Here is a 17,533-nt window from a genome sequence, read left to right on the forward strand (position 1 = left end):
GCCTTCAGCCTAATGGATCGTGGCTGTGCTGGCGATAGTGGTGGAAGCAGCCTTGTTGCTGGCCAGACGCGGGAACTCGCCCTGCGCCAGCGCATCCAGGCTGGGCACCGGCAAATTCAATTGCGCCGCATAAGCCCAGGAATATCGTAACACACTGAAAACAAATTGCCTTGTCTCGGTATTTGGAATCATTTCGATATAGAGCAGAGGGTCATGCTCGGCCGCTTGCGCGTTGCTCCATGTCGAAGTTTCAGAAGGTCCTGCATTGTAGCTCGCGAGAATACGAATCAGATCGCCATCGATATTTGACTGCGACCCCAGATAGTTGATGTATCTCTGGCCCATTTCGAGATTGTAGGCAGGATCGGCCAGACCATCGGCGCGGCGCTTGAGTTGCGTAGCCCCCCATTTGTTCATGAAGGCGGCGGTGGCCGGCATCAGCTGCAAAAGACCGCGTGCGCCGACGCCTGACACCGCGGTCGGATCGAAATTCGATTCGACGCGCACCAGCGCATAAAGCAGCGCGGGATCGATATGCAGCCCATGCTGCGGGAATAGCGACAGCGGTGGGATGACGACGGTGCTGCCCTGCGGACGCGACGGATCCAGCGCCGCGATCTGGCTGGCAAGCGTCGCCATGCCGGCTTTCCAGGAGATCAGCATGATCGCGCGGCTGAGCCCGGCTTTCTTGGAAACTTCCGGGTACAGATGGCGGAATTCTTCCTCCGCCAGATGGTTCTGGCCGACCTGCAGCAAAGCGAAGGCGCGGGCGCCGGCCGGCAGGGCCGCGACCGCTTCCAGATCGGCCAGGCCCAGTAACTGCTGGTTCAGACCGTCCGGCGCATCCTGTCCGAGCATGCGCTGGGCAAGCGTCGCGTAGAAGCCGGCACCGCTATTGGCGGCGCGCCGCATCCAACTCAGATAGATCATGTTCTGGCCGGATTTGAACGCCGCGCGGGCTGCCCAGAAGGAGGCGGCTGCGATGAGGTTCGGGGCGGCCTGGGGGGCGACAGCCGCATCCATAAAGAGATCGAGCGCTTGCGGGCTGCCATCCCGCCAGGCCGCGAGGCCGGCGACGAAAGACGGCAGGCCGAGCTTGCCATGCGCCTCGTCGATCGCGGTCTTCGCCAGATTGCCGGCAAATTTGTTCTTGCCGCTGGCGAAGGCGAGGCGGGCGACTTCCGCCCTGAGCGTCGCGCCATAGGGCTGGTCGATATGCGCGGCCGCAATGGCCGCGACCGCGGCATCGAACCGGCCCGCTTGGGCAAGGCCGAGGACGCGCGCATCCAAGCCCGGCTGGCGCGCAATCCCGGTATCGGACGGGCCGATATCGAGATCCGCGCTGTCCGACGGGTTGGGTGGCGCCAGATAGGGACGGGTCGGCAGCGGCGGCATTTTGCCGGTTTTGCTGCCCTTCAGGCGCAGTTGCAGGACATGAGCGACGGCCGGCGCCTGGGGCTGATCGCCGTATTGGGCCAGCCAATCCTCAAGCTCCGGCACGCCGGGCTTGTCATAAGGCCCGATATAGCGGTCGGCCAGGATCGGCCCGAGTAGAATTCTGTTGGAAAGCTGGGCCGTCGCCTTCTGGGCGTCGGCGATTTTGCCTTGCGCCTGAAGGGCAAAGATCTGGCGCACCAGCACGGCATCGCTGGGGTTCAGCGGCTGCGGAAATGCAAAACCATTGCCGCTATCCGGGTCCGATCGCGGCACCGCATAGGCAGTCTGGTCGCTAAGCTTTGTCTCAGAGCCGGCCTTTTCCTGAGCATCTGCATGCAGGCCGGGTGCGGCCGTTCCAGCAAGAAGCGCGGCCCCGGCAAGAAGTGCTTTGGGGCTGAAAAGACGGGAGAACGAATTGCCGATCCCTCGCATGGGTGGTTGGCTACAACACCTTCGTTAACGAGTGCAACCTCACGGAAAGGATAGCTGCTGTAATCACGCCAGTGAATCCGCAAAAAGCCTTAGTTGCCGTCGCTTTTCGCCCTATGACTTTTTTGTAAGGGAGAGCTTTTGCTGCAGTTGCAGCAAGTCTGACCAGGCTTCTCTTTTGGCCAAGCTTGTCCGCAGCAAGTAAGCAGGATGGTAGGTCGGCAGCGTTGGAATGGGTCGATCCATACGCGGAACGGTCAGGGATTGCCAGCGGCCGCGGATACGGCGGATGCCTTGCGTATGGCCGGTGAGAGCGCGAACGGCGGTCGCCCCCAGCAGCAGCAGAAAATCAGGCGCCACCAGCGCGATATGCCGCTGCACGAAGGGCAGGCAGGTCGCGATCTCGCCCTCGCTGGGCGTGCGGTTGCCGGGCGGCCGCCAGGGCAGGATATTGGTGATCAGCACCTGTGTGCGGTCGAGGCCGATCGAGCCCAGCATGCGGTCGAGCAATTGCCCGGACGCGCCGACGAAGGGCAGGCCGGCGCGATCCTCCTCCGCCCCCGGCGCTTCGCCCACCAGCATGACGCGGGCTTCGGGATTGCCATCCGAAAAGACGAGATTGGTCGCCGTGTCGCGCAGCGCGCAGCCTTCGAAACCGGCGATGGCCGCCCGCAATTCGTCCCGCGTCTGGCATGCGGCCGCGAGGGCCGCGGCCTGGGCGGCGGCGGGGCGGGGCAGGCCGCGACCGACGGGCAAGGCGGCTGTCGCTGGCGCGGCGGCGGGGGTCTCGCGCGCAGGCGCGGCCGGACGCTCTGCCCTTGTCGGCGCGGTCAGCGGCAGCGGCGCCGGGGGCAAGGCAGGCGGCTGGGCCGACAGCGCGAAACGATCGACAGGCTCCGCGCTTAAACCCTCATCGGCGCCCCATTCCACCTGCAGGGCGAGCAGAGCCAGCGCCGCCATCTCTGCCGATGCGGCGCCGCGATCGCCATCGGTCATCGGTCATCGGTCCTTGTATTTATTTAATCTGGGCAGGACGCATGAGGCTTGCCGGGCTGTCAAGGAAAGCAGCGGGTGTCGATCCCGCTTCCCCCGGATGGCGCAGCCGCAGCTTGGCTGATAGCATCCCTGCCCATGAGAAATGCTCCGATGCTTGGCCGCTCCGTGCTGCTTGCTTTGACCGCTTTGTCCGCCTGTGCGGCGACGACCCCACCGGGCTCCGCCCAGACGGGGTCGTATCAGCCCGAGCAGGCCGGGGCTTACGGCAGTTTTCTGGTCGGCCAATATGCCGCCAGCCGCTACGATTTTCCGCGCGCCGCGACGGCCATGCGGCAAGCGTTGAGCGATGACCCCGCAGCCGCGCCGGCTTTGTCGGGCGAAACCTTCCTGCTTGAGCTATTGGCCGGCAATGCCGGCACGGCGAGCGCCATCGCTGCCACCCTGCCCAAGGATTCGCTTGCTCAGCTGCTGCTCGCCGGGTCCGACGCGCGGGCCGGCCATTGGCAGGATGCGCTGCGCCGCTATCAGGCCCTGCCGACCCCTGATCCGCTGACCAGCGTCCTCAAGCCGCTGCTGGTCGCCTGGGCGCAGCAGGGCAGCGGCAATACCCGCGCCGCGCTGGCGACCCTGCAGACCGGCAGCATGGCGCAGGCACGCAGCATCGTCGCGCTGCATACCGCGCTGATCGCCGACCAGGGCAAGATGATCGCGATCGCCGCGCAGAATTACGGCATCGTCCAGGGCGGGATGAATGTCACCAACCTGCGGCTTTCGGAAGTGTTGGCAAGCTGGGACGCGCGCACCGGCGACATGACCAGCGCCAATCAGGTCCTGGACAGCCTCTCGCCGGACCTAGCCATGGCGATGACGCTGCCGGCGATCAAGAAACAGCTGATGACGCCGCCGGTGGCCAATGCCGCGCAGGGTCTGGCCGAGGTCTATGTCAATCTGGCGGCGGCGCTGGAGGATGAACTGGCCAATAGCCCGCAGCGCGGGGAGCATCCGGCGGCCCAGCAGACCGTGATGACCATGCTGCAGCTTGGCCTGCAGCTGCGCCCCGATCTGTCTTCGGCGCGCCTGCTGCTGTCCGAGGTCGTGGACAAGGGCAATAACGCGGCCGTCGCGCTGGCGCCGCTGCAGGCGATCGACACCAGCGATCCGCTTTATCCGCTGGCAGCGTTGCGCGAGGCGGTGCTGCTGACGCGATTGGGTCAAGGCGATCAAGCGCAGAGCCTGTTGCAGCAACTGGCGCAAGCCTATCCCTGGAGCCCGGAGCCGATCCTGGCGCAGGCCGATCTGCTGCGGCAGAGCAGCCAATTCACCGATGCGATTGCCCTTTATACCAAGGCGCTGCCGCTGATGCCGCCGAATAGCCCGGCCGGCTGGGTGGTCTATTACGACCGCGCCATGTGTTACGATCAGGCCAAGGACTGGCCGCGGACGCAGGCCGATTTGCAGCAGGCGCTGACGCTCTCGCCCGGTCAGCCCTATGTGCTCAATTATCTGGGCTATAGCTGGGCCGTGAAGAAAGAGAATATGCCCAAGGCGCGCGCGATGATCGAGCAAGCGCTGCAGCTGGTGCCCAATGACGGTGCCATCATCGACAGCCTGGGCTATGTGCTGCTGCAGCAGGGACAGGCGCAGGCAGCGGTCAGGACCTTGACCCAGGCGGTGAAGCTGATCCCCGAGGACCCGACCATCAACGCGCATCTGGGCGACGCCTATGCGGCGGCGGGCGAGCATCTGCAGGCGGTCTTCCAGTGGCGCCGGGCGCTGCAGCTTGATCCCGCGCCGGATCTGACGACGGAGCTTCTCGCCAAGCTGCAGATCAAGGCCGCGAGCCTGCCGGCGGCGGCCCAGCCGGCAGCGAGCAACTGAGCTTTCGCCGGTCATGCTGTCCAAGGCTGAGGCGCTGGGCTTCGCCCCGGCGAAGGTTAATCTGACGTTGCGCGTCACCGGCCGGCGGCCGGACGGCTATCACCTGTTGGACAGTCTCGTCGTCTTCGCCGATGTCGGCGACCGGCTGTCGGTCGCGCCCGGAGACGGGCTGTCGCTGGCCGTCACGGGTCCTTTCGGCGGGCCGTTGGCGGCCGAGCCCGATAACCTGGTGCTGCGGGCTGGGCGGCTGTTGGCCGAGGCCGCCGGCGTCGCGCCCAATGCCGCTTTGGTGCTGGAGAAGAACCTGCCGATCGCGTCCGGCATCGGCGGCGGTTCCGCCGATGCGGCGGCGGCCTTGCGGCTGCTCTCCGATTTCTGGGGGGTCGCTTTGGACGCGGCGATGCTGCAGGCGATCGCCCTGAAACTTGGCGCCGATGTCCCGGTCTGCCTGGGCTGTGCGGCCCTGCGCATGGCGGGAATCGGGGAGGTTTTGTCGCCCGTGCCGGTGCTGCCGCCTTTGGGCCTGGTGCTCGCCAATCCTGGCCTGCCTTGTCCGACCCCCGCGATTTTCCGCGCGCGTGCGGCGGCGGGGGCAGGGTTTTCGCCCGCCGACGGCGTGCCTGAGCAAGGCTTCTCGGCGCCCGCGGATTTTGCCCGCGCCTTGGCCGCGAGCGGCAATGACCTGGAAGACGCGGCGATTGCCGTCCAGCCCGCCATCGGTACCGTGCTGGCTACGCTGCGCACGGTCCCTGACCTGCTGCTGGCCCGCATGAGCGGTTCGGGTGCGACCTGCTTCGGGTTGTTCCCGACGACGGCGGTCGCCGCCCAGGCGGCCGCTGCTATGCGTCGCGACGGTTGGTGGGTTTGGGGGGGAGGGCTTTACGAGCCGCCCCTTCGCGCCTTATGAGCTTGCGCGTCGGCTAGCCGGCGGCTTCGGATTTTGGGGCGTAGCCAAGCGGTAAGGCAGTGGATTTTGATTCCACCATGCGGAGGTTCGAATCCTCCCGCCCCAGCCAGATTTTCTCGACACATCCAGCGGCGGGGCTGTCATCCAAGCCATAATCTTGGGCTACCCCCGAATCTTTGAGATTGCCCTCTGAAGTCCTGGCAACAAATTCGTTGCAGCCGCCCACCCCCTCGGCAATCTCCCCATAGTATAGACACCGCAGGTTTCGGGCGCCTGCAATTCCTTGGCGACTAAGTCAAGTAGTCATCTGGCCTCATACTTAAATAACTTCAAAATTGTAGAAACCCGCCGATTCGCAGGATTGCGACCTCGTGCGGGCTGCCAGCTGACGATACCAGATGCCCAAAGGTCGGGCGCACCGATCGGGCGTCATGCGTTTGCTCGAGGTTCAAACGCGCCAGCGTGCTCGCCCCGATGCGCGGCTCCAAACTGGTCTTCGGTACCTGTCGTCATGCTCGGGCGGCACCCACGCAGCGCCGCAATCCATGGTTGTGTTTCGATGGCGGCCGACGACTAGCTGCCGCATGGTTTCTCGGCGGCGGAATCATCCCCGATGCCATCGAAAGCTCGCGACCTGGCGCCGCATGCCCTTTCGCCTGGTCGTCACCCACCATGACGAAAGCCCTGCCTTTGTTCACGGCACCGTGATGGCCCCGAGTTCTCCAGCGGAAGCGATGGTGTCGGCAGGTCGTGCCAAGCGGTGACCCAGCGAAGGCATCTGAGGGCGCGAGGCAATTCAATCATGGGCGCTAAGATTGGGCTCGAGATGCCTATCATTGCCCGTATAGTATTACCGTGCTTAACGTTCGGGACGAAGGCACTCGCCTCATTTCGATTTGCCCCACCCACCGGAATTTCGGCTTTCGACGTTGGGCTGGCATCCCGCGAGTGATCTGCGCGGGTGTGCTCATGCGCTCCTGGGCGGGGCCTTTATTTCCGTGGATGTGGGCGGACAGGCGGGGCCTTTGGCTACGAAGGGCAGGGCTTGCCTGTGGTTGCCGTCCGTCAACGGCGCGTGGGCGAGATACCCGGGGGTCTCATGCATCTCTCGCCATTACACTCTCCTGAACCAGGAGGGTGCGATATGGACGAGGATCAAATCCTAAAGGCCGAGGCGGAATTTTTTCTCGACGAGCTCGAGCATTCATATTCGCTGTTGGCAACGACGCCGCGACGCACATTGCCTATGATTTCTTCGAATACACGTATGCGGGCAATCTCAGTGAAGAACAGTTAGTTCGATTGCGGGCGGTGCCTATGCGGCGGCTTTGGCCCTCATGGACCTTGGGCGGCGGTCAATTGAATCGATTTCCATGAAACTGGACGAGAGGCTCGTCCTGGCCGGGGCGGAGGTCGAGCAGATCATCGCGCATGCGGGTGGAAAGCCAGATGGCGACAAGGTCTCTGCCCTCATGAACGTCCAGGTCCAGGGAGGTGGTCATGTCTGAGAACAGTGGCACAGACGACGATGGCGGCGCTGAGTTCACTGGGTCCTCTCTGACGACCGAGCAACTCGGAGCGACCGTCCGGGCAGTCCTCATGCTCCTCTCTCTGTGGAAACTTTCTGGGCCAGAAAAGGACAACCTACTGGGAGCGTTTCCGGAGATGCTTGCCGCCTGGGAGAAGGGACCTGTGAGGGAACTACAGCCCGAGACGCTCTCTTGGATGGCCAATCTTCTGGCTATCCACCACGCGCTCCGGAACCTCGTCATCGGCACCGAAATCTTCCTGTGGGTTCAAAAGCCCAACTCAGCTTTCGACGGTCAGTCTGCTTTGGATGTCATGCTCGAGGACGGTATGGCCGGGGTGGTGAGGGTGCGGCGGTATTTGGAGGCAGAGCTCCACGCCTGACCGGCATCAGCTATGCGCGCACAAAAGTGCCGTCAGCAGGTAAATGTGCTTGCTGACGGCATACGAAGCGCCTATTGTCTTTTTATCAGCAGCGACGGCGGTCCACGATCGTGTTGCTGCTTTCTTGGACGTTTCCTCCCTAAACTTGGCGATGCTTCGGCATCGCCTTTTCTTTTTGTCTAGGGTTGCGTTTTTTACAGCACTTTCCGCTTCGCCTCGCAATATGGACGCCAGTTAACGTTCTCGTGCGTGCAACAAGGTCTGACCTATCGCTATTGCGAACCCTCGCGAAATCCTGACTACTGCACCGCACTATAACTGTTGCGTTGAACTGTAACGACGTCTCAATTTGCGTTGCGGCACGCCGATTTTTCTCCGTGCTGCTTTCTTGGACGTTTCCTCCCTAAACTTGGCGGCGCTGCGGCGCCGCCTCTTTTTTGTTGCCTGATAACCAGGATACAGAGGCTCTTACTCTCTGAAACCATGAGAGCTAGCCCGAAGAGACTACGATTTTCCGGCTGTCTATTGAGGGTCGCAGTTGTTTAACAATCATCCTCGATCCTAACCTCTATAAATCAGATCTATCAAAAAGATTGCCGGATAAGCGCGCCGATTTTCTGTTGGCAGGTTTTGAAAAGACGACGGTGCCCACCGGTCATAACTGAACAATATCCGCTGGAAATCAAAATTGGGGTTGGGATGGTGAGGGTTATTCGCTGGGCATGCATCGTCCTGGGTGGGATATGCTCGATGGCAACGTTACCAGCCTATGCAGAATTGTTGCAGGCTAGTCGGGCAAGCATCATGTGCTCATCGGCGAGCGCTCTCGCAAAACTTGCGTTGCCCCATGGTGGAAGCCGGGATGCTGGCGACGCTGTCCCGGCGGCGATTAATCAGATTGCCCGAGATGGTGACTGCAATGAATTCCCCAAAGGCCACCTTGTCATCTTGGAGAAGGCCCGAAAACACACCAGCCTGGTCCGCACCGATAGTCTAACGGGCGATGGAGTCATGGTCGAAAAGCTAGTCGCGAACATTGACTTCCAACCTTACGACGCGCCGCATGATGCGTTTTCTGATACCGTGCGCCAAAAATGCCCCCAGCTGCTGGATGGCCTTACCGCAGAAGACCCTCCCAAGAACCAGTTTTTAAACTCGCTGGCACCTTCACTCAGGGCGAGTATCAACAAGGTTGTTGTGGCAGATGCTGGTGATTCTTACACTCTGATTCAAAATACCCTGGAATCAGAATTTTATCGACGCCAGCTAGATGCCCGATGGGCTGCGTTTCTTTGCGCCAATCCCAAAATAGCGATTGAGCCCAACGATGTTAATACTGGCCCGGTTCGCAACTGACGTTCACAGATTTCAGGCCGAAACCAAAAAATCGGGCTTCGAGGATTTCGGCTCGGCGTATTTTCTTCGTCAGCCATTGGACAACAAATTGTGGCAGTCTTGATGAGACATTGTGGGTGAATGACCGTGCGCCCGGATCCAGTTCCGGGAATTTTTTTTTGTTGGCGGTTGCGACGAACCATGGCGGTTTCGGGAGCCCGAGCGATGCCAATCATGGGGAATGGCTTGCCATTTAGGGCTCGGTCAGATCCGGCAGGTCCATTTTACCGCCACGCTGACCGCTACCGTGAGACGCCGACAAAGTGACCGGAACAGCGATCCGTGCTGTACTCCAACTTCGACCAAGGAGGCCTGCGCATGGACCAGGATATTCGCTACGTGTTCGTCGATACGCCGGTCCTCTCAATCGCCATTGAAGAGCGCGGCCCGGAAGATGGCGCACCGGTCGTCCTCCTTCACGGTTTTCCCTACGATCCCCGGTGTTTCGACGAGATAGCGCCACGCCTAGCAGAGGAAGGCTATCGAGTTATTGCGCCCTACCTCAGGGGCTATGGAGCCACTCGATTCCTCAATGAGGACACCATGCGCTCTGGCCAGCAGGCGGCCCTGGCAAAGGACCTACTCAACCTCCTGGACGCAATGGAACTCCCGTCTGCCGCTCTGATGGGGTTCGACTGGGGCGGTCGGGCGGCCTGCATTGTCGCCGCCCTTTGGCCTGAACGGGTCCGGTGTCTCGTGACGGGTGGCGGATATAACGTCCAGGATATCGCGACCGCCGGAAGGCCTTTATCTCCGGCCGAGGAGCATGGTCTCTGGTATCAATATTATTTCCAATCCGAGCGGGGTCGCGCAGGTCTTGAAATCAACCGTCGGGATTTCTGTCAGCTTCTTTGGCGGCTATGGTCTCCAACCTGGTCGGAAGGACCAACCCTGTTCGGTGTTACTGCGCCTTCCTTTGATAACCCCGACTTCGTGGACGTCGTCATTCACTCCTACCGGCACCGGTTCGGCCTCGTGCCTGGCGACCCAAACCTAGAGGAAATCGAGCGCCAGATTGCGCTCCAACCGCCTATTGGGGTTCCTACGATCTCTCTCTGGGGCTCTGACGCTGGTATCCGGATGGCCAAACCGGAAGACCTCGAGGCGGTAAAATTTACCGGTTATTATAAGCGCCGCGTTCTCGCTGGGGTCGGACACAACATCCCGGGTGAAGCACCCGATGCGGTTGTCCAAGCGATACTTGAGCTATTGAAGCCGCATTGAGCTCGCCACTCAGGAGACACCGCAACTCCACGGTTGGGCTCTCTGAGTCTCCAGATACTGGTCAACGTAAGGTTCCCAAATAGCGGACCCTCCCGCCTTCGCTTCGACTGACACCGAGGTATATCTTGGAGGATATTCACCTTTCGCATACAGGCTTCATCCATTTCGCCGTGGAAAGCCATATGGCGATTGACGCAAGTGCGAATGATCCCAAAGTGACGAATGTGACCCGGTAACCAAGTCCTTCAGCAATCCAGCCACCGAGCATGGGGCTGATCGAGGCGCCCAAACCCTGAATAGTCATCACCGCTCCCTGGCCGACATTGACGCGCCCTGTCCCGTTGAGGACGCGCGCGACGAGGCCTGGAACCGCAACACTTTGGAGACCTGCACCGATGCCGTCCAGGGCTTGCACCGGAAAGACACCCCAGTGGACGACCAGGATTGACGCGACTACACCGCGAATGGGGAGGGCGAGGAACGTAACGAGCAGGATCCACCAGTAGCCTTGTTGCTGCGCCATGCGCGTCGCGATGATGGACGCGAGGATCATCACCGCCTGGGCTACCGCGATCGTCTCGGCAACGAAGATCGTCGGATTACCAGGATGAGCAGATACGACTGCCAAGCCGTAAAGAGGCAGCAAGGCACCATTGCCGAGGTGGAAGCAGGCAAGCGCCCCTGCTAGAATAAGGAGAGGGCGGCTCTGCACGAGAACCTTAAATCCACTTGTTGTCTTTTCATCCTGCCTGTCCTCTTTCATCCCTCGAGCGGCGTCATCATCAATCGCATCGCGTGGAATGAGAAATACCGAGATAATCGATAGCCCCCCAAACACCACCGCCAGCCAAAATACGGCAGTGTAGCCGTAGCGCCAGCCGAGATATCCAGACAGGCTCGCGCCTACCAGGTTTCCAGCATGATTGAACACTTGATTGCGACCATTCTGACGGGGAAAGCCAGCCTGCCGTACTATACCGAGGCTCATACCGGATACTGCGGGTCCGATCGCGGCACCGGCGATTGCGGTTGCTACTTGTGAAAGGGCGATGACCCAAAAATTCTGCGAAAGCAGAACCAGGAGCGATGCCAGAACCGCGCACGCACCGGGTATTGCAACGTAAGCGCGCTTCCGCTTCGTCGCATCTATTAGCGCACCGAAAGGTGCCGTCATGAGCATGCCGGAAATGCCACCCAGCGTCATAACGGTCCCAATGGCGCCGCTATGCCAGTGGTGGGCGAGCAGAAAGATGCCGAGAAAGGGTCCGATGCCCGACTGCATGTCGGCCATGAAGAAGTTGAGCGCTTCGAGAGGAACAATGATGCGCTTCTTCACAGCCATCAGCTTTGTCTCCGTGTCTTGACCCTTGGAGCACGCTTCTTTTTGCTGCTGCTTCCAAGCTCGATCCACGTCGGAGCATGGTCACTGGCTTTTTCCCAACCACGTACTTCGCGGTCGACGCCGGAACCTACCAACCGCCCAGCAATGGCCGGGCTCAAAAGAAGGTGGTCGATACGTAGCCCGGCGTTGCGACCGAACGCATTTCGGAAATAGTCCCAGAATGTGAATATCTGTTCGTCGAGATGCATCGACCGTAATGCGTCCGTCCACCCTTGCTCTAGCAATCGATAAAAAGCCTGTCGGACTTCCGGCCTGAATAGCGCATCGTCGACCCACCGCTCGGGTTTGTAGACGTCCAGGTCCGTTGGCATGACATTGAAATCACCCGCCAACACAACGGGATGGTTTGCAGAAATCAAGGTTTCTGCATGAGCAATTAGCCGCTCAAACCAACGCATTTTGTAGTCAAACTTTGGTCCAGGAGCGGGGTTGCCGTTAGGCAGGTAGAGGCATCCGATCAGAACACCTTCTACGGCACCCTCGATATAGCGACTGTGTAAATCGTCAGGGTCACCCGGTAGGCCGATGCGAGTTTCGATTGGCTTACCGCCGCGTGCCAACAGGGCGACGCCGTTCCAACTCTTCTCGCCATGCCAAATTGCGCCATAGCCAGAATCTTTGATCGCCGATTCGGGGAATTTATCCTGCGGGGCTTTCAATTCCTGGAGGCATACAACGTCAGGTTTCGCACTCTCCAGCCATTTAAGGAGAACAGGAAGACGACCATTGATACCGTTGACGTTAAAGGTGGCGATTTTCATTTCCGTCTTTCGGTACAGGACGCTTCGATCGTAGCGCTTTTATTGACCTTCTCTTTCGCTTTGCGGATAGAGCGCGCAAAGCGAAGCTTAGTCAGAACGCCTAAGGTCTGCTGCCACTAATGGTTTGTTGAGTATGCATACCTTGAATTTCAACACGCACACCATTTCCAAATCCCCATCCGCCGCTCGCGCTTTGGGTGCTACCTAGACTGGAGTTGAGCTCTTTGTTGGCGTTTGCAGATGGCGATATGACGCCTACGTTCGTGCCGGGATTCGGAGCGTCGGACGGCTCTGCTTGAGATGATGGCAGCGCCAGCCCGGCACTGCCTGAGACATAGGGGCCCTGGAGCGGCTGCGCCATCGCCACTGGAACCGGTGCCAGAAGGGTGGCTGCAAGCCACAGCAATCTCATAGAAACATCTTCAGGTTAACCGAACAGTTGTCTGGATTTCAGCTTGGCGGCGGCGACCATACCCGAGGTCTACTGGGCTGGTGTCGCTGTCGCCGGTGACCATGGTCTGATGGTTGGATGACCCATCGCGGCCCAGGCAACGTTGTCCACCGACATTGGCTCGTGGAGCAGGCGCGAGCGGGTTGCGACATATCGGCCTGAATGGTCGAAGTGAAGAGCGACGACCCAATCAAAGGTGTCAGACGGCCACCTCCCTCCAGGAATCATACTGTCTGGTGCAACGCCCAACGCCTCCAACAGTCCTTCTATTTGCGAGTGATGCCAGGAGATGACCGTCGTCTCGTTCGCGGGCTGCTGTCGAAGCCAGGCAACCTGGCAGGCTGCATCCTTATCTAGGCATGGCTGCATAATGGGGAGGCCGGTGAATTCACTCAACGGCGTCAGCGTCAGACGCGGGCGGTTGCTTTTAGTACTATCCTGAGCGGCTACCAGGGCGCTGATCCGCACGGCTTCACCGTCGAATTTCAGATGCTCAAGATAGTGGGCATAAGCCTCAGCCCGTAGCGAGCCCGCCGGACTCAGGCCGGTTCCGGAGCCAGTTTTCTCAGCATGGCGAATGATAAAGACGGTTGCACCACTCAGACCACCGGCCGGAGGCACTGCCGCCGTTGAGGAGCCCCCCTGGGCAGCATCCGCGCTGGAGACCCCAGGCGAAAGGGCCGCAAGGACAAAAAGACATGAAGCCATCCGCGTAAGCATAGAACTTTTGGCTCCGCATTACGGGCAGTCTCTAGGGACTACCACTCCCAGGTGGGAGATAGTGTTACCCACGGTAGTTTCCAATATTCTACTTTGGCGGCTTGGCTGAGACGGAGCTGAGCTAGCTGCGCCCTTTGGGAAAAGGCCCCCCTTTGACCTGGGCTTAGTAACCAAGGCCAGCAGGCCATTTTGGAGGTGGCCTGGTGTTCACCGGCCAAGCCAATGATATGTGCCCTGTGGCGGAAGACGCTCTCGACTTGGTCATAAGGAAATGTGGGCTAATTCCTGGACAAGGGCAGTTTAGGCTGACGCCATTGGCGGCAGAGATCTCATTAATGCGATCATCCGGAATGTCCGTTTAAAGCCCGATCCTGACCGACGTGCCAATGCTAGCTCGCGGCCTGACTAAAGAGGCTGGCCTCTGGCTCATCATGGCGCCTGAACTGGGACAGCGTGACGCCCACCAGCCGGATCCCGGTTCTGATGGGGTAAACGCTCCTGACCAGGGCGACGCTATGTTCGCGGAGGCTGCCACGATCGGCGAATGGGTTCGGCATGGTGCGGCTCCGGGTGCAGATCTCGAAATCCTGCCACTTCACCTTAACCGTCACCGTCTTCCCTCGGGCGCCAGTTTTCTCACACCAATCCCAGACGTCATCGGCCATCCTCAGGACGCCTGCCTCGATGTCAGCGGGCTCGGTCAGGTCTCTGTCGAAGGTGGTTTCCGAGCCGGATGATTTGCGCTCCCGGTTCGGGACCAAGGGGCGGTCGTCCTCCCCCCGGGCGATGTCATAATACCAACTGCCGGAACGGCCGAAATGCTGGGTCGGGAAGGCCAGGGATTTGGCCCGAAGATCCGCGCCTGTGATTATGCCCAGGCTGGTCATCTTGGCGGCCGTGACCGGACCCACACCGTGGAATTTTGCCACCGGCAATTCCTCAACCCATGCCGCACCCATATCCGGGGCGACGGCGAACTGTCCATTGGGCTTCCGATGGTCTGAGGCCAGCTTCGCCAGGAATTTGTTGTAGGAAATCCCGGCCGATGCGGTCAGCCCGGTCTCTTCCAGGATCCGCCGACGAATCTCCTTCGCAGTCAGCCAGGCTGTCGGGAGGTTTCTGAGATTGTCCGTGACATCCAGATAGGCTTCGTCCAGGGACAAGGGCTCGATAAGAGGCGTATCGGCAAAAATGGCGTGAATTTGCCGGGAAACGGAGCGATAGACCTCAAACCGAGGGGGCACGAAAATCAGCTCTTCGCATCGGCGCTTGGCGATTGTGGATGGCATGGCGGAACGGACGCCGAAGACCCGTGCCTCATAGCTGGCCGCCGCAACGACGCCGCGCTTTTCGCCGTGGCCGACAGCAAGTGGGCGCCCGCGTAATGCCGGATTATCCCTTTGCTCGACTGAGGCATAGAACGCGTCCATGTCGATATGGACCACTTTGCGGATGGGAGATGCCTCCATCCGCACTGGCTACCATGCCAAGAACGAAAAAGGAACATGGGCCGGGCCGGAAGCCAGTTTGATCTGGGCGCTCTGGCTCGGCCTGCCTCATGCGGACCCGTCAGGCTTATGACCGCTTGCGGCCGAGAGAAGCGCGGAAATGGTCCTGTTCACGGGAACCGCGATACCGTGGCGCCCCGCCGCTTCGACAACGGCCCCGGTGATGAATTTGTGCTCCAATTCCCTGCCGAGCAGGCGATCGTAGAGCATGGACGTCCCACCGTTCGATATCCGGTCGTAGCTCTTCAGGATGGCGTCCCCATCCTCTCGCGTGACTGCGGCACCCTCGGCCTGCGCAACTGCGATGACCTCCTCCAGAAGCTCACCGGCAAGCTGGCGGACGGGCTCCTCCATGAACACGGACATCCGGCGCAAAGTCAGAGCGGTGATGGCATTCGCGACAGCGTTGCTCAGCAGCTTGCGCCAGGCGACCGTCTTGAAATCGCTGTCCTGCACGATCTCGAAGCCGGACCTGTCAAAAAGGGTGTCGAAAGCGGCGCCTTCCGAGCCTTCTGGCACCTGGATACGGGCCGCCCCATGGTGGACGATCAGCCCGGGCGCTTTCCGCTCAACGGCGCAGTAGATGACGGCCGGGAGCACTGTTGTGCCTTCGGGCACATAGGGCAGCACGCGCTGTTCCTGGTTCACCCCGTTCTGGACGACCACAACCGTCGTCTTATCGTCCACCAGAGCTTTGAGCCAAGGCTCGGTGCTCGGTGTGTCATTTGCCTTGGTCGTGATCAGGACCCAGCGTGCCGGACCCGCTACCCCAGCCGGATCGCTGACGATGGGCAGGTCAACCGTGTAAGTGTTTCCCTTCTCTTCGATACGGAGAGTATCGAAAGCCGTCCGAACGCACAGCATGGGCTTATGACCACCCCGGACAAGGGAAGCTGCGAGATAACCTCCAATCCCGCCGCTGCCAATGATAGCAATCTTGTCTGTCTGTGTCATAGGGACCTCCGTGGCGTGCTTGATGAGCCAATTCCGACGCCATCTTAGGTTGGAACTAAACATGATGACAAAATTGGCATGCTCTCGGTAAAAAAACTGTCATTATCAGGTGGTTGCAGAACCAAGCACTGAGCTCATAATTCCTAAATGGCGAAACCGGTCGCTCAGAATGATGACAAGAAAAATGCTGCCACCCTAACTTGGGTGGCGCCAATGGCCGGTGTGGCCTGGGCAACCGGTGTCGCGAGCAAAGTGCTTATTCCGGTGCCTTTCACAAAGTTGCCCAATCTGCCCAAAGGGCTTTTGCTGTCTCTATATCCCCCGCCTGACTACAAGGGATCGACCTGCACCATCTTCATCCGCAATCCAGAGGATGCCCATCATGGGAGCCCAGGTTTGAGGCTCGACTACGACTACAATAAATCTACCAAAAAGGTCGATTATCATTGGAACGTAGATGGTGGTGGCCGTGCTCGTGCGCGGTTTCCAAATATCACCAATCATATGCCGGTCGGTCTGAAAGGCGCCGTGATCTACAAGGCTGCCAAGGCCTTTCGGATTGGGGGGAAGATTTTCTTCTTAAGCGGTGCGCTTCTCGATGGAATATCAATCCTGACGGCGGACAGACCGTTCCGCCGATCATTTCAAGTGCTTTCCGCTTGGGAATTGTCGGAGTATCTCGCCGTTGAGGCCGGGCAGATTGGAGCTGGGTTAGGGACCATGGTTGAACCAGGCTTCGGCACTGCAATTGGTGGCGGCATCGGAGCACTAGCCGGTGGCTTCTTCGGCTACTTTACGGCGGAAGCGGCTGCCGGTTACGTTTATGATTTCGCCGAGGGAACCCGCTTCAAATCCATGCCCGAAGTCTTTACACAGCCATGATCGCAGACATCACCGTTAACAGAGAGATCTCTTCGTCTCTAGGAGAAGTCGGCAGGACGCTACTCGCCCCGCAGGCAGTCTGGGCGACCATCGAATGGCCTCAAGTAATCGATGACAATGATGAAGAATATATTCAACCCGATGTCATCCAAGCTGTGAGCGAAGCGTTGGCCAGTTGCGGGACTGTGGCATTCCGACATCCCGGTCCGGTTTCTGGCACGCTAGAGTTTCATCCAGAACCCAAATCAAGCGTGCTCGACCGCATTGCGAGTATCTACAAGTTGGAACATTCGTGGTCTTGCGGAGTTGCTGTTGCGACAGACGCCAGCGTAGTCTCAAAGCTCTTTGAGTACCCAGGTTGGTATTGGGGAATGCAGCGGGTTCTGGTTTTTGACCCAAACATTGAGCCCGCCCCAATCATCAAAGCTCTGAACGGGTTCACAGATTGGAACACGCATCCGCTGCCTACAGGCGTTCGCCTATTCCTTGGCTCTGCTGACACACCAAATTTGGCTGTTCTTGGAGCTTCGAAGGAACTTTGGCTCAATCGGTTTACGAGCGCACTTCCGTGACGGCTAGAGGGTGTCATGTACTTTCCGGTGGCGATGTCGTAATCGAGGGCATGAGCAATTCCCGGGCCCGCAAGCCTTATCCATCTGATGTCAGCGACGAAGAGTG

General features: G+C 60.0%; 14 protein-coding genes and 1 tRNA gene. 9 read left to right on the forward strand and 6 right to left on the reverse strand.

The window, feature by feature from the left end:
- Window positions 1-9: 9 nt before the first annotated feature.
- Both ACELLULO517_RS24100 and ACELLULO517_RS24105 read right to left on the reverse strand, forming a co-directional pair.
- Window positions 10-1,869: a lytic transglycosylase domain-containing protein gene (locus ACELLULO517_RS24100; RefSeq protein WP_227309994.1), complete on the reverse strand. Its 1,860-nt coding sequence runs from the start codon at window positions 1,867-1,869 to the stop codon at window positions 10-12.
- Between the two features lie 111 nt (window positions 1,870-1,980).
- Complete coding sequence (locus ACELLULO517_RS24105) at window positions 1,981-2,862, reverse strand: uracil-DNA glycosylase (RefSeq protein ID WP_227309995.1); 882 nt, start codon at window positions 2,860-2,862, stop codon at window positions 1,981-1,983.
- A gap of 150 nt (window positions 2,863-3,012) precedes the next feature.
- Here ACELLULO517_RS24105 and ACELLULO517_RS24110 point away from each other — a divergent pair, with 150 nt between their 5' ends.
- From ACELLULO517_RS24110 to ACELLULO517_RS24135, 7 genes are all read left to right on the forward strand, one after another.
- A complete protein-coding gene (locus tag ACELLULO517_RS24110) occupies window positions 3,013-4,740 on the forward strand; it encodes a tetratricopeptide repeat protein (protein WP_227309996.1) in 1,728 nt (575 codons plus the stop codon).
- Between the two features lie 13 nt (window positions 4,741-4,753).
- Window positions 4,754-5,647 (forward strand): 4-(cytidine 5'-diphospho)-2-C-methyl-D-erythritol kinase, encoded by an 894-nt coding sequence (locus ACELLULO517_RS24115; RefSeq protein WP_227309997.1) that lies wholly within the window; start codon window positions 4,754-4,756, stop codon window positions 5,645-5,647.
- 34 nt (window positions 5,648-5,681) lie between these two features.
- A tRNA-Gln gene (locus ACELLULO517_RS24120) sits at window positions 5,682-5,756 on the forward strand.
- A 1,264-nt stretch (window positions 5,757-7,020) separates the two neighbouring features.
- Entirely contained in the window at window positions 7,021-7,155 is a 135-nt protein-coding gene (locus tag ACELLULO517_RS28775) for a hypothetical protein (protein WP_264481641.1), read from the forward strand.
- Entirely contained in the window at window positions 7,148-7,558 is a 411-nt protein-coding gene (locus tag ACELLULO517_RS24125; protein WP_227309998.1) for an MbcA/ParS/Xre antitoxin family protein, read from the forward strand. The genes ACELLULO517_RS28775 and ACELLULO517_RS24125 overlap by 8 nt, the downstream gene beginning before the upstream one ends.
- Before the next feature lie 750 nt (window positions 7,559-8,308).
- Window positions 8,309-8,914, forward strand: a complete 606-nt coding sequence (locus ACELLULO517_RS24130; RefSeq protein ID WP_227309999.1) for a hypothetical protein — start codon at window positions 8,309-8,311, stop codon at window positions 8,912-8,914.
- Between the two features lie 357 nt (window positions 8,915-9,271).
- Window positions 9,272-10,177 (forward strand): alpha/beta fold hydrolase, encoded by a 906-nt coding sequence (locus tag ACELLULO517_RS24135; protein WP_227310000.1) that lies wholly within the window; start codon window positions 9,272-9,274, stop codon window positions 10,175-10,177.
- Between the two features lie 136 nt (window positions 10,178-10,313).
- Here the strand turns inward: ACELLULO517_RS24135 and ACELLULO517_RS24140 are convergent, their stop codons facing one another.
- From ACELLULO517_RS24140 to ACELLULO517_RS24155, 4 genes are all read right to left on the reverse strand, one after another.
- Window positions 10,314-11,519, reverse strand: a complete 1,206-nt coding sequence (locus tag ACELLULO517_RS24140) for an MFS transporter (RefSeq protein WP_227310001.1) — start codon at window positions 11,517-11,519, stop codon at window positions 10,314-10,316.
- Window positions 11,519-12,340 carry an exodeoxyribonuclease III gene (gene xth, locus ACELLULO517_RS24145; RefSeq protein WP_227310002.1) on the reverse strand — a complete coding sequence of 274 codons (822 nt, stop codon included), beginning with the start codon at window positions 12,338-12,340 and terminating at the stop codon, window positions 11,519-11,521. Before xth ends, ACELLULO517_RS24140 begins: the two co-directional genes overlap by 1 nt.
- A gap of 1,560 nt (window positions 12,341-13,900) precedes the next feature.
- Window positions 13,901-14,980 carry a DNA polymerase IV gene (gene dinB / locus ACELLULO517_RS24150; RefSeq protein WP_227310003.1) on the reverse strand — a complete coding sequence of 360 codons (1,080 nt, stop codon included), beginning with the start codon at window positions 14,978-14,980 and terminating at the stop codon, window positions 13,901-13,903.
- An 87-nt stretch (window positions 14,981-15,067) separates the two neighbouring features.
- Window positions 15,068-16,036 carry a 2-dehydropantoate 2-reductase gene (locus tag ACELLULO517_RS24155; RefSeq protein ID WP_319796449.1) on the reverse strand — a complete coding sequence of 323 codons (969 nt, stop codon included), beginning with the start codon at window positions 16,034-16,036 and terminating at the stop codon, window positions 15,068-15,070.
- An 84-nt stretch (window positions 16,037-16,120) separates the two neighbouring features.
- Between ACELLULO517_RS24155 and ACELLULO517_RS24160 the strand changes: the two genes are divergently transcribed.
- Window positions 16,121-16,855: a hypothetical protein gene (locus tag ACELLULO517_RS24160; protein WP_227310005.1), complete on the forward strand. Its 735-nt coding sequence runs from the start codon at window positions 16,121-16,123 to the stop codon at window positions 16,853-16,855.
- Complete coding sequence (locus ACELLULO517_RS24165) at window positions 16,852-17,427, forward strand: hypothetical protein (RefSeq protein ID WP_227310006.1); 576 nt, start codon at window positions 16,852-16,854, stop codon at window positions 17,425-17,427. The genes ACELLULO517_RS24160 and ACELLULO517_RS24165 overlap by 4 nt, the downstream gene beginning before the upstream one ends.
- The last annotated feature ends 106 nt before the right edge of the window (window positions 17,428-17,533 follow it).

The organism is Acidisoma cellulosilyticum (assembly GCF_020621385.1).
Lineage (GTDB): Bacteria > Pseudomonadota > Alphaproteobacteria > Acetobacterales > Acetobacteraceae > Acidisoma > Acidisoma cellulosilyticum.

What these genes read in the sequence shown, in the direction of transcription:
- ACELLULO517_RS24140 (WP_227310001.1), bottom strand. Translation starts at nt 11,519, where the DNA reads ATGGCTGTGAAGAAGCGCATCATTGTTCCTCTCGAAGCGCTCAACTTC.
- ACELLULO517_RS24165 (WP_227310006.1), top strand. Translation starts at nt 16,852, where the DNA reads ATGATCGCAGACATCACCGTTAACAGAGAGATCTCTTCGTCTCTAGGA.
- ACELLULO517_RS24100 (WP_227309994.1), bottom strand. Translation starts at nt 1,869, where the DNA reads ATGCGAGGGATCGGCAATTCGTTCTCCCGTCTTTTCAGCCCCAAAGCA.
- ACELLULO517_RS24125 (WP_227309998.1), top strand. Translation starts at nt 7,148, where the DNA reads ATGTCTGAGAACAGTGGCACAGACGACGATGGCGGCGCTGAGTTCACT.
- ACELLULO517_RS24110 (WP_227309996.1), top strand. Translation starts at nt 3,013, where the DNA reads ATGCTTGGCCGCTCCGTGCTGCTTGCTTTGACCGCTTTGTCCGCCTGT.
- ACELLULO517_RS24160 (WP_227310005.1), top strand. Translation starts at nt 16,121, where the DNA reads ATGGCGAAACCGGTCGCTCAGAATGATGACAAGAAAAATGCTGCCACC.
- ACELLULO517_RS28775 (WP_264481641.1), top strand. Translation starts at nt 7,021, where the DNA reads ATGAAACTGGACGAGAGGCTCGTCCTGGCCGGGGCGGAGGTCGAGCAG.
- xth (WP_227310002.1), bottom strand. Translation starts at nt 12,340, where the DNA reads ATGAAAATCGCCACCTTTAACGTCAACGGTATCAATGGTCGTCTTCCT.
- ACELLULO517_RS24105 (WP_227309995.1), bottom strand. Translation starts at nt 2,862, where the DNA reads ATGACCGATGGCGATCGCGGCGCCGCATCGGCAGAGATGGCGGCGCTG.
- dinB (WP_227310003.1), bottom strand. Translation starts at nt 14,980, where the DNA reads ATGGAGGCATCTCCCATCCGCAAAGTGGTCCATATCGACATGGACGCG.
- ACELLULO517_RS24155 (WP_319796449.1), bottom strand. Translation starts at nt 16,036, where the DNA reads ATGTTTAGTTCCAACCTAAGATGGCGTCGGAATTGGCTCATCAAGCAC.
- ACELLULO517_RS24130 (WP_227309999.1), top strand. Translation starts at nt 8,309, where the DNA reads ATGGCAACGTTACCAGCCTATGCAGAATTGTTGCAGGCTAGTCGGGCA.
- ACELLULO517_RS24135 (WP_227310000.1), top strand. Translation starts at nt 9,272, where the DNA reads ATGGACCAGGATATTCGCTACGTGTTCGTCGATACGCCGGTCCTCTCA.
- ACELLULO517_RS24115 (WP_227309997.1), top strand. Translation starts at nt 4,754, where the DNA reads ATGCTGTCCAAGGCTGAGGCGCTGGGCTTCGCCCCGGCGAAGGTTAAT.